The organism is Streptococcus sp. CCH5-D3 (assembly GCF_001556435.1).
GTDB lineage: Bacteria > Bacillota > Bacilli > Lactobacillales > Streptococcaceae > Streptococcus.
Genome location: NZ_LSIW01000081.1, coordinates 37,263 through 48,409 on the forward strand (window position 1 = coordinate 37,263; position 11,147 = coordinate 48,409).

At 41.3% G+C, this 11,147-nt stretch carries 10 protein-coding genes and 1 pseudogene; 1 reads left to right on the top strand and 10 read right to left on the bottom strand.

Annotated features, from left to right (window positions below; translation table 11 throughout):
• Positions 1 to 60: 60 nt before the first annotated feature.
• The 4 genes from AX662_RS05630 to AX662_RS05645 all read right to left on the bottom strand — a co-directional run bounded on the left by AX662_RS05630 (position 61) and on the right by AX662_RS05645 (position 5,488).
• Positions 61 to 1,305 (bottom strand): YkvI family membrane protein, encoded by a 1,245-nt coding sequence (locus AX662_RS05630; RefSeq protein ID WP_060971868.1) that lies wholly within the window; start codon positions 1,303 to 1,305, stop codon positions 61 to 63.
• Between the two features lie 105 nt (positions 1,306 to 1,410).
• Positions 1,411 to 2,559 carry an N-acetylglucosamine-6-phosphate deacetylase gene (nagA, locus tag AX662_RS05635; RefSeq protein ID WP_060971892.1) on the bottom strand — a complete coding sequence of 383 codons (1,149 nt, stop codon included), beginning with the start codon at positions 2,557 to 2,559 and terminating at the stop codon, positions 1,411 to 1,413.
• 84 nt (positions 2,560 to 2,643) lie between these two features.
• On the bottom strand, positions 2,644 to 4,275 hold the full coding sequence (locus tag AX662_RS05640) for a Na/Pi cotransporter family protein (RefSeq protein WP_002890237.1): 1,632 nt from the start codon (positions 4,273 to 4,275) through the stop codon (positions 2,644 to 2,646).
• A gap of 136 nt (positions 4,276 to 4,411) precedes the next feature.
• Positions 4,412 to 5,488, bottom strand: coding sequence for an SH3 domain-containing protein (locus AX662_RS05645; protein ID WP_060971869.1), 1,077 nt, complete (start codon positions 5,486 to 5,488; stop codon positions 4,412 to 4,414).
• Between the two features lie 225 nt (positions 5,489 to 5,713).
• Here AX662_RS05645 and AX662_RS05650 point away from each other — a divergent pair, with 225 nt between their 5' ends.
• Positions 5,714 to 6,223, top strand: a complete 510-nt coding sequence (locus AX662_RS05650; RefSeq protein ID WP_060971870.1) for a YgjV family protein — start codon at positions 5,714 to 5,716, stop codon at positions 6,221 to 6,223.
• Positions 6,224 to 6,240: 17 nt separating this feature from the next.
• Here the strand turns inward: AX662_RS05650 and AX662_RS05655 are convergent, their stop codons facing one another.
• The 6 genes and pseudogenes from AX662_RS05655 to rsmI all read right to left on the bottom strand — a co-directional run bounded on the left by AX662_RS05655 (position 6,241) and on the right by rsmI (position 11,146).
• Positions 6,241 to 7,050, bottom strand: a complete 810-nt coding sequence (locus tag AX662_RS05655) for a Cof-type HAD-IIB family hydrolase (protein ID WP_060971871.1) — start codon at positions 7,048 to 7,050, stop codon at positions 6,241 to 6,243.
• A 164-nt stretch (positions 7,051 to 7,214) separates the two neighbouring features.
• Positions 7,215 to 7,792: pseudogene (locus AX662_RS05660) on the bottom strand (HD domain-containing protein).
• 16 nt (positions 7,793 to 7,808) lie between these two features.
• Entirely contained in the window at positions 7,809 to 8,465 is a 657-nt protein-coding gene (locus AX662_RS05665; protein WP_060971872.1) for a glycoside hydrolase family 73 protein, read from the bottom strand.
• Positions 8,466 to 8,555: 90 nt separating this feature from the next.
• Entirely contained in the window at positions 8,556 to 8,897 is a 342-nt protein-coding gene (locus AX662_RS05670; RefSeq protein WP_021144573.1) for a P-II family nitrogen regulator, read from the bottom strand.
• 10 nt (positions 8,898 to 8,907) lie between these two features.
• Positions 8,908 to 10,143 (bottom strand): ammonium transporter, encoded by a 1,236-nt coding sequence (locus tag AX662_RS05675; protein WP_060971873.1) that lies wholly within the window; start codon positions 10,141 to 10,143, stop codon positions 8,908 to 8,910.
• A 136-nt stretch (positions 10,144 to 10,279) separates the two neighbouring features.
• Positions 10,280 to 11,146: a 16S rRNA (cytidine(1402)-2'-O)-methyltransferase gene (gene rsmI / locus AX662_RS05680; protein ID WP_002890224.1), complete on the bottom strand. Its 867-nt coding sequence runs from the start codon at positions 11,144 to 11,146 to the stop codon at positions 10,280 to 10,282.
• Position 11,147: the final 1 nt, after the last annotated feature.

The window sequence follows — 11,147 nt, forward strand, 5'->3', positions numbered from 1 at the left end:
ATAAGCCCTTCTTTCTTGTCAGTATTATAGCAGAAATAGAGAAACTTGTAAAATAAAATTCTAATCCTTCTTACTAATCCCCATTTCCTGACGAACATGTGCATGAGAGTCTTCATGGAGAATCTCATTATCAATAATTGAAGCTTCTCGAAGTTCTTCGGCCTTTTTCTTGTCCCGATGGGTCAAGTCTTGATTGGGATCATAAGCTTTCTCAACGATAGACAAGAGATGATTTCGAATTTCCTTTTCCTTACGAATCTTAGCTTTTTTGCGGTAGTTAGCCACAACCAGCACGACCAACATCAGCATTCCCAAATAACCGATAATAGGATACATAACCGCTACCAATTGACGGAAGCCCATGAAGGAAATAGCAAAACCAGCAAGGGCAAATGTAGCCACAAAGAATTTGAAGCGTTTATCACTACCTGCTGAGAAGCGTTTCCCAAGGGCATAGTAGAGACTAAAGACGGTATTAAAAATCAATCCAAAAATGACCAAGGCGTAGAGCGTCGCAAAGATAGGGTTCACTTCCTTTGCAATAGCCAACATAGGAACATCTGAGCTAGCAATCTTATCGCTGTTAGCAAAGAGAATCAAGGTTGTGACGAAGAAAATCACCCCAACCATAAATCCTCCCCAGGCTCCACTCTTTTCAGCTTCATTGATTTTGAGAATAGAGCCACCCATGACAAAGGCCATGGCTATGGCTGACATGACACAAACGGCGAAATAGTTAACCACAGACAGCCAAATACTCGGAAAAGGAGATTGAATGGTTTGCGACACCTTATCCATCTCAGCAAAATCCCAGTGACGCCCTAAAACATTGGTCACGAATATCATGGCAATCATAACCAGAATCATAGGGGTAAAAACTCCAATAACACCGATGATTTTTTTGAAATCTAGGAAACTCACAAAAATAGTCAGAGCTGTACACAGGAAAGCACCTACCCAAATCGGAAAGCCAAACTGTTGGTTTAGGTTAGCCCCTGCCCCCGCTGTCATAACAAAGCCAAACAGGAAACAAGTGATAATCAAAGCGATATCCAAAATACGGTAGATAACAGGATGACTGATTTCTGCCAGGACTACTGAGTGATCGTCTGAGCGATAATAACTTCCCAGAGCAATCATGAGTCGCCCAAAGCCAACATGCAAGATTCCTAGAACTATGACACCTATCAGTCCCCAGGCTCCAAAACTAACAAAATACTGTAAGAGGTCCTGTCCTGAAGATACCCCTGCACCAATCATTACACCAACATAGGCCAGGGCAATGCTCCAAATACGTTTTGACATATTACCTCCTGTAAAATACAAAGTATTTCTATTTTACACTACTCTAACACCTTTGTAAAAATCAATAAAAAACAGCACCTTCATAAGAAAGTGCTACTCATACTCTTATTTTTCCCAACCTTTTCGTCCATCAACAAAGGTTGCTTGTAATTCCAAGGAGTCATCTAATACAATAAAATCAGCTGGTAAACCTGCTTTTAGGCTTCCGCAAGTATTTTCAAGCCCAACCGATTTAGCTGGAACACTAGTGGCCATTTGTAAGGCTTGAGCAACTGTCACAAGTCCCCAATCAACCACATGTTTGACACCGTCTTTAAGTTGTAAGATAGATCCAGCTAGATTACCACCTTCTTTGAGGCGGGCGGTACCATTTTCAACAATAACAGGAAGTTCGCCTAACATATAGTCGCCGTCCGGACAGCCTCCCGCTGACATACAGTCTGTAATTAGGGCAACTCCTTGAGGTGCCTTTTGCTTGATAAGAACCTTACAAGCTGCAGGGACCACGTGATGACCATCTGCAATCAGCTCACCAATAGTTTCTGGACTATCGAAGGCTGCACCAACCATACCTGGCTCACGGTGGGTAAAGCCACGCATCCCGTTGTAGACGTGAACCCAAACGGACGCCCCGGCTTCCACTGCTGCCATGGCTTCTTCATATGTAGCATTGGAATGACCTAGAGCGATTGTCACACCTTGCTTGGTTGCTTCTTGGATAAATTCAGCTACTCCCTCACGTTCAGGAGCAAGGGCAAATTTAATCAGTTTTCCTTGAGCCGCCTCCTGCCATTCCTTCAATTGTTCCACGCTTGGATTGCCCATATACTTAGGATTTTGAGCTCCCTTGTAGGTTTCAGTGAAATAAGGTCCTTCAAAGAAGAGCCCTTGAATTTTGGCACCAGTCTCCTTACCAACCGTATTAGCTGTTGTTTGGCAAATAGCCTTCAACTCTTCAAATGGCGCCGTTAAAGCTGTCGGTAAGAAGGAGGTCACACCTGCTGAAAGCAAGGCTTGACTCATGCCTAGAAGACTTTCCTCAGAATTATCCATGACATCATAACCCACAAATCCATGAATGTGAGTATCTACAAGACCCGGAGAAATCTGATAATCACTGTAATCTAGCACCTCTGCACCTTCTGGTACATTTTCCGTCCAGTCACCAAAACGGCTATCCTCAACCGCTAGGTAGCCACCTTCCTTGATTTTATGTTCAAAATAAAAACGTTTGGCTGAAATATAATAGGTCATAAGACCACCTCTCATCAATTTTCTATGTTTTTAATACGCTTTCATTATAACAAAAAAGCCGAGAAATTTTCTCGACTTTCTCTATTAAATCACACCTTCTGTAACCTTTTCAACAAGGTTAATCGCATGGTCTGCGATACGTGTGTAATGTGAGAGATAATCAACATAGTTGATACCGGCTTGCGCAGTACACTCACCATTGTTAAGACGTTTGGTATGTATTTTACGCAATTGTTTTTCAAGTTTTTCCAACTCTTCATGGCGAAGGATGACTTGACCTGCAAGTACCTTATCGTCATCTACAACAACACGAATACTATCAAGGGCGATACGGTGAGTACGGTTGTAAACATCCGCAAGCTCAGCCTTGGCAGTATCAGAAAATTCAATTCCCTTATTATGAATGTGTTGTGAAAGGTTTGCACTTGCAACTGCAAGGTCACCAATACGCTCCAAGTCACGAACAGAGTCAAGCACACTTGCCAACACTTCATTTTCAGAAACGCTTAGAGATTCGTTAGAGATGTCAATCAAATAAGTTGTTAACTCTTCGTCAATACTATTAACTGCTGTTTCATACTTCTCAACCTTATCGAAGTATTTTTCATCTCCCTTAGCAAAGAAAGCATAGGAAGCTTCCAAAGACTGGATGGCGTACGATGCCAAGTGCACCAATTCTTTCTTAGCATTACCAAGGGCGATAGCTGGTGCTTGTGTGATAAGCAAACGGTCCAAGTAGAGTGCTTCGTACTTGTTAATCTCATCTTCACCAGGAATAATCTTAGTCACAAGGTAAGCCAAGAGTCCGATGAATGGGAATTGAACAATAGTATTTGCGATGTTAAAAGTACCGTGAGCAAAGGCGATAGTCATCTCAGGTGTCAAACCAAGCACAGACTTAAACCATTGAATCAAGGCTGTGAATGGTACCAAGAGAATCAAACACAAGACCGTCCCGATGACGTTGAACAGTACGTGAGCCCCTGCCACACGTTTAGCTGCAATGTTCGAACCAAGAGCAGCTAGAACCGCTGTAATAGTTGTTCCGATATTATCCCCAAAGAGGATTGGAAGGGCACCTTGCAGGTCAAGCAAACCACCTGAATAGAGACTCTGAAGAATACCGATGGTCGCTGCTGACGATTGAATCAACATGGTCAAGCCAGCACCGATGATAACCCCCATGACTGGGCGATCACCCAAGGTTGCCAAGTAGTCCTTAAAGGCTGTAACTGACTTCAAAGGTTCTACCGCATCTCCCATAAGGTTAAGGGCAAAGAAAATTCCCCCTACACCAAACAAGATACGACCTAGGTTATTGAGCTTCTTATTGCTTGTAAAGAAGAGAAGCGCAGCCCCCAGGAAAATCACTGGAAGGGCATAGTCACCAAGCTTGAAACCAATCATGAAGGAAGTTACCGTTGTACCGATATTTGCCCCCATGACAATACCAATAGCCTGACGAAGACTCAAAAGTCCTGCCGAAACCAGACCGACGACAATAACGGTAACCCCTGAACTCGACTGAATCAAGGCCGTCATGACAATACCAATCAAAACCCCTAAAAACGGGTTGCTGGTATACTTATCGATGTAAAAACGCAACTTATCTCCGGCTGCTTGTTGAAGACCATCTCCCATGTACTTGATACTAAAGAGGAAAAGCCCCAAACCACCGAGGAAAGAAAACGCAATATCTTGCCAATTTACTGACACATTTTTGTCCTCATTATTTAAAATTTTTCGGTAAAACCGACCTTTCTATTGTATCTATTTATTAAGGAATTAACAAGACCTTTCCCCAAAATAATAGAAAGATCAGAAGAAAATCTGACCTTTCTAGATATCTCAATTAATCCACTTGAACATAACGGCGAACACCACTATAGCTGATGTAAGAAATCCAACTATGACCATCTTGAATAACCTTCATATCAAAGTTAATCTGATCACCTGCTTCTAAGTAAAATTCAACTGGAGCCTTATCACTAGGAGTATTTTTGACAGCCGTACGTTTGGTAAGCTTGTAGCTGCCAGATTCTGCTATGCCACCATCAATTGGAAGTTGATTGTCAGTAACTGTCACGTCTTTAGGTAGCGTCATATTATCTGATTCTTTTAAGTAGACCTTTGTTCCTCCAGTACTGGTTACTTGAATGGTATCTTGTTCGTAGCTTGGACCAGAAATAGCTGCTTTTTTAGAGACAAAGCTAATATCTCCAACGATACCAGAGGTGTCCCCCCTATCTCTTGAGAGGGTAGCATCATACTTACCTGAGCCCTCTTGATAATCATCTTTCGGGTGTACATAATTATGAACTGTCGCTTGGCCTTGTGCAGTTATATCTCCTACTAGGCTAGTGTTGTCAAAGACCAAACGACTGCCATCACTAGACTTCCAAGTTCCGGCAATACTATCAAACTGACCACGCGCTACCGCACTCACATCCATATCTACAGTGGTCACTTGCATATCCGTTTTAGCTTGAGCTTGGCTGCTAGATTGACTACTTGAAGCTTGACTATCACTTGAGCTCTTTGGCGCTTGGGATTGACTGGCTGAAGACTGACTCTCGTTTGAAGATTTAGGAGCCTGTGACTGACTGCTTGAGGGAACTGATGAACTATTTGAAGATGATGACTGAGTCTGACTACTGCTTGAACTTGGTGCAGAAGACTTTTTACTACTTGGTGCACTTGAAGATTCAGTATTTGAACCAGAAGACTCCTTGACTTTAGCACTAGGCTTGCTGGTCTTACCACTATCTTTATTGGATGATTTAACTCTACTTGATGAGGTCACCTGGCTACTCTTAGGCGTCTTATCTGCTGAACTCGATTCCTTATGGCTGGAACAGGCCGTCAGAAAAGCCATTGAGGAAAGGGTAACCATTGAAAGCACGATTGCTTGGGAAAATTTGTTTTTCATAATCATTTCCTCATTTCTAGTCTTTCATAAAAAGTAAAGATAGGGCCTATATTATAAGGAAACATCAGGTTCTCTCTACTTTTAAGGGAAGAATATCTTCTACACTTTTATTATATCATTTTCTAATGTAAACGCTAACATGTTAGCCTTGTAAATCCTAAAATAGAGATGAAAATATCTTGAATCCTTGTGATATAATAGAGACAAAAAATTGAAAGTTATACCATGACATTCTATCTTCTAGCACAAGTATTCTCAGCCATAGGTGCCCTATGTGTCGCCATATCCTCTTTTGCAAAATCAAAAAATAACATGCTCGTCTGGCAAATTACCGACTATATTTTTACTGCTATTGCCAACCTGCTTCTCGGAGGCTATACCGGTGCTTTAACCATTAGTATTTCCATCATACGTAATAGCCTGATGGTCAAAAAGAAGATGACCAAGACTATCTTGACCATCCTCATCATTATTCAAATCATCGTCGGAACCTATCTCAATCAACTTGGGATTATTGGTTATTTACCTATCATCTCTTCAGTTTCCTATAGCCTAGCTATTGCTGCCACACCAAACCTTCAGTGGCTTCGCTGGGTCATTATTGAAAATATGTTACTTTGGCTAATTTACGATTTGACCATTCAGGCTTACCCAGCTGCCATCACTGATGTCACTATCACACTTACTACTCTCATTGCCATTATCAGAAATCGAAAAACCTTTAGCAAACAATAAAGCTAAAGGTCTTTTTCTTATAGAGCCCAAGTACGAATGGCGTGTGCCACACCTGCCTCGTCATTTGTCAAAGTCACATACTTACACAAAGCCTTAATGCCGTCACTCGCATTACCCATGGCAACGCTTTGACCGACGAATTGAAGCATTTCAAGGTCATTGGCAGCATCGCCTAGAGCCATGATTTGATCTGGGTTAATGTCAAGCTTTTCTGCTAAATGTTTAAGCCCGCTAGCCTTTGTTGCCCCTTGTGGCATGATTTCAAAGATATAGTCTTGACTACGAACTGTACTATAGCTCTGACTAAGTCCATCTTGCACGGCATTTTGGAAGGCGTCCAAAGGTTCAGAATCAGCCATATACATGGCTTGGAAAATCACTTGACCTTCCGCAAAGATTTCTTCCAAACTCCTAGCTTTCGCTTCTGTGAAGACAGTGCCAGCATCATAAGCTACTAACTCAGGCACCTCATCGCCCACAACATAGTAAGTCTTTTCTCCAGTCAAGGTTAGAGCCACCTCTGGAAAGTCTTCGCAAGCCTGCAAGAGTTCTTCCATCTCAGTGCGAGATAAACTTTCATATTGCAGCAAGGTCCAATTTTTAGTTTCATAAGTAGAGCAACCATTGTTCATGATAATATACTCTTCTTCACTCAGTCCTAATTTCTCAAAATGTGGAAGAATGCCCGAACGTGGGCGACCTGTACAAAGGACGATTTTAATGCCTGCTTCAGCCGCCTCTTGAATAGCCTTGATATTCTCTTCAGGGATCTCTTTTTGGCTATCTAAAAGCGTCCCATCCATATCTATTGCTATCAATTTAATCATACTATCTAACCTTCTCTCTTTCAAGGGAGTGCAAAAATCCATCGAGGTGTGCATCTCAATTCCTAATGTAACTACCTCCATTATAACACATACAAATCAAAAAAGACGTGCCGAATCGACACATCATGTTGTCTATAAACCATTCCGTAGGGGGCCTATTGATATTACAAATACAAGCCCTTTTCTACACTTTTCTTAACCAACTCTTCCGTCAGCTTCCATAACTCTTCAGACTCACTTTTTATAAATTTTTTCTTTTCTAATACCATGTCTGAACTAATATTATCTGGATTATAATTACATTCTGACACTTCCAAGTGATTTATTAGTGGTACCAATGCGTCAATGACTCTTGCATATCTTGCCTCAGCACTCTGCCCTTTTTCAAATTCTAGCCAAGATTCTTTCATATTCAAATATTTTTCTTCTGGAAGGATGCTCATTGTTTTTTTAATAGATTCTAGCTCTCTATCATGAGAGTGAACCTTTTTTTATCGTCAAAAACCCAAGTATCTCCAACATAAATCTCACCTAGATCATGAATCAATAACATAGAAATGACCTTTTCCATATTCAATTTTTCAGGATAATAATCTTGAAGAACAATTGAAGCTATCGCACCCTGCCAAGAATGCTCGGCACTATTTTCAAATCTTCCATCAAGGGTTCTATTAAATCTTGTTACGGACTTCAATTTCTCTATTTCTTTAATAAAATCAACTGTTTTATCTAAATCACTCATTGTCGCTCTCACCTTCCTAATAAGTGTCATAAATGGTTAACTGGTATTGTTCAATAATGCTATTTAATTTTTCTCCATAGGTTGTATCCGTAGCGTAGACCCCTGTTAGGGCAGCTGTCGCATCCTTATAATTCTTAGTCTTGGAACGGTGTACCCCTACATAGTAGCTACCCTCAAGGAAGTCTACGTAGTCCTGTAAAGAATTTTCCACAGAGCCATAAGAACGAAAAGCTGCATCAATATAGTAAGGATTGCCCTTACCATCATCCTCCCAGGTTGGTAGGGTTACACTTTGACCATTGTAGTCCCCCTTAATCCCAAAGAAGTTATAGGACGGCTTCTGACTCAAACTGGATTGTCCAGAGTCAGATTCCAAGATAGCCTGAGCAATCATGACAGATGCATAAAGATCGTTTCTAGCCGCCAAATAGCGGGACGTCTCGCCAATCTCTGCAATAAAAGCAACCGTCGTCTCATCCGTAGATGTCATGTTCTTTTCCATGGTCAACCTTGGAAAATTCAAACTAGCAAGGAGTCCCAACAAGGCAAATAGGCCAATAAAAATCAGACTCCACTTCTGGAAAAATTTAGGAAAGAGCAAGAAAGACTTCTTTTTCTTTTTAGTTTTCTTAGGTCTAGCTTTCGACTTGCTTTTCTTTTTTCCTTTTGCCAATTGGTCACCCCCTCAATCATACTAACTTCTCTAAGTATATCAAAATTCACTAAAAAAGACCCAAACCAACCGGTTTAAGCCTTCATTATATTAAATGGCGTCTCCACCACGTTCACCAGTACGAATACGGATAACATCATCAATAGGAACGATAAAAATCTTCCCATCACCAACTTCTCCTGTCGCCACGGCACTACGAATAGCTTCAACAACTTCGTCAACTGCCATGTCCTTGACTACAATCTCAACCTTAACCTTAGCTAATAAGGTAGGAACAATGCGCTGTCCCCGAACAAACTCTGCAAAGCCACGTTGATTACCATAACCTAGGACTTGACTTACAGTCATTCCCTTAGCCAGACCACTACCAGTCAAGGCATTTTTCAAATCTTCTAATTTATCCGAACGAATAATCGCTTCTACTTTTTTCATATACATTCTCCTACGAATCTAAGCCCATAAAGGTTGGATAGGCTGTTTCCTTGTGTTCACAGTCATCAAGACCAATAGCTTCATCACGGTCACTAACACGTAAAGGCATATAATGAGCAATTACTTTAATAATACCATAGGTCACAAGAGCAGACCAAATAGCTGTAAAAATAATAGCCAAAAATGTCACAATAAACAGATGCGCCTTTCCATAAATCAAGCCAATATTGGCCTTATCTAGGGCTAAATCTGGTGTCGTAAAAATTGCAGTGGCAAAACCACCAAAGATACCTCCAACACCATGGCAACCAAAAGCGTCCAAAGCATCATCATAGGCAAAACGTTTCTTCAAGACTGAAATAGCATAGAAACAAATCGGACTAACCATAAGACCAATTAGAATAGCACTCCAAATTGAAACAAAACCTGCTCCAGGTGTGATTGCAACTAGACCTGCTACCAAACCGGTTGAACCACCAACCAAGGATGGATGTCCTGTGACATGTTTTTCAATTGCCAACCACGAAAACATGGCTGCAGCAGCTGACACATGAGTGGTTACTAGCGCGTGAACTGCCAAACCATTAGCAGCCAAGGCTGATCCTGCATTAAAGCCAAACCAACCAAACCATAAGAGACCCGCTCCCAATAGGACAAAAGGAACATTATGAGGACGGTGTTCTAAAATGCCAAAATCACGACGTTTACCAACAACGATTGCCAAAACTAGGGCTGATACACCTGAGGTAATATGAACCACATCACCACCTGCAAAGTCAATCGTCCCCCATTTTGCAAGGAGCCCTTCATCCCAAACCATATGTGCAAATGGATAATAGACAAAAAGTAACCAAAAGACAACAAAAATGGCTAAAGGTGTAAAGCGCATCCGTCCTACCACTGAACCCGTCAATATCGCCACACAGATAATCGAAAACATCATCTGAAAAGCAGCAAACAGCATATCAGGAATGGTTAAACCACGGCTTGAGGCCGTTTCAGACACACCATTTAAAAAAAGGTGACTGAAATTACCGAAGAAATTCCCATGACCGCCAAAAGAAAGCGAGTAGCCAGCAACAATCCACAAGAGAGAAGCTATAGCTAAGGGAAGAACAGACATCATCATGGTATTGATAACATTCTTACGACGTCCAAGCCCACCATAGAAGAAGGCCAAGGCCGGTGTCATCAAACAAACCATGGCAGAACAAATCAATATAAAGGCACTGCTACCTGTATCCATGAAACCACTCCAATGCGTAAATTATTTTATGTCAGATAATATAACACAAAATTACGAGGCACACAAGTTTATTTACGGAATTTTTCGATAATTCTTTCTTTTCTAACATCTTGTGTTGCCACAAAAAAAGAGCCTCTTAAACCCCATGAAAAAGGTTATAAAGCTCTTGTCTATTCATTTTTCGCTCTTTAGCAACGGTTTTTATAGCCTGATTAGGTTTCATTCCAGAGGCAATTAAAGCTTCTACAGCCTCTACCGGGGTAACATTTGATGTTAGATTTTCTTCCTTATCATTTTCAGAAGCTCCAGCCACAATCAGTAAACATTCACCCTTGAGAGGATTACTAGCAATATAATCTAAAACTTCTGAAATAGATCCTCGTTGGTACTCTTCATAAAGCTTGGTCAATTCTCGAACTAAAGTTACTTGACGGTTGCCATAGACCTCATGCATATTTTCAAGAGTATCCGCCACACGGTAAGGTGACTCGTAAAAAATCTGTGTCTCAGGATAAGACAGTTTTTCCTTGAAGAAATCAATCTGCTGTCCTTTTTTACGGGGTAGGAAGCCATAAAAAATATGAGGTTGGGGTGCTAAACCACTGGCAATCAAGGCTGTAATACCAGCCGATGCTCCCGGTAAGGCCACCACTGGAATATCCTCAGCAATGGCAGCTTTGACCAAATCATGCCCAGGATCCGAAATAGAAGGCATCCCCGCATCAGAAACCTGAGCCAAAGAAAGACCTGACTTCAAGCGCTCCAGTAAATCTGGAATTTTCTCATAAGCATTGTGCTCATGAAAAGAATACTGCTTCGTTTCAATCTCAAAATGCTTGAGCAAGAGACCCGTATTACGCGTGTCCTCCGCACAAATAAGATCCACCTCTTTCAGGATTTGCACACTACGAAAAGTCATATCCTGCAAATTCCCAATAGGTGTGGGAACCAGATAGAGGGTACCGTAGCTAGATTGCCCCTTAAAACTCTTTTGAACCTGCATG